Origin of the sequence: Citrobacter sp. TBCS-14 (assembly GCF_005280805.1) — a bacterium.
Classification (GTDB): domain Bacteria; phylum Pseudomonadota; class Gammaproteobacteria; order Enterobacterales; family Enterobacteriaceae; genus Citrobacter; species Citrobacter gillenii.
This window is the reverse complement of the sequence record NZ_SZWM01000322.1, coordinates 1-233: the sequence shown is the minus strand read 5'-3', so window position 1 is coordinate 233 and position 233 is coordinate 1. Positions and strand designations below refer to the sequence as shown.

General features: G+C 55.4%; 1 protein-coding gene. It reads right to left on the bottom strand.

Annotated elements, in window-relative coordinates; all coding sequences use genetic code 11:
* Positions 1-216: isocitrate dehydrogenase kinase/phosphatase AceK regulatory subunit (locus FDX22_RS15315; RefSeq protein ID WP_186805315.1), on the bottom strand; the 216-nt coding region annotated here is incomplete at its 3' end.
* Positions 217-233: the final 17 nt, after the last annotated feature.

Sequence of the window (233 nt, the reverse complement as noted above, 5' to 3'; positions counted from 1 at the left end):
TTTGCCGTCTGTAATGCAGCGCAACTGCTCCACCACCAGACCCACGTGATGATCGTAAAGGTGAATACGGCTTTTCATCGCCTGCTGAACCGCATGCCAGTCGGCATGTTCAAAACGCTGCTGCGCGCCGGAGGTGACTTCCAGAAAACGCCCGTACTGGGCGTCGAAACCTTGCAAAATCGTCTGAGCAATCAGTAATTCCAGGCCACGCGTCATCGACTTCTCCCATCCGG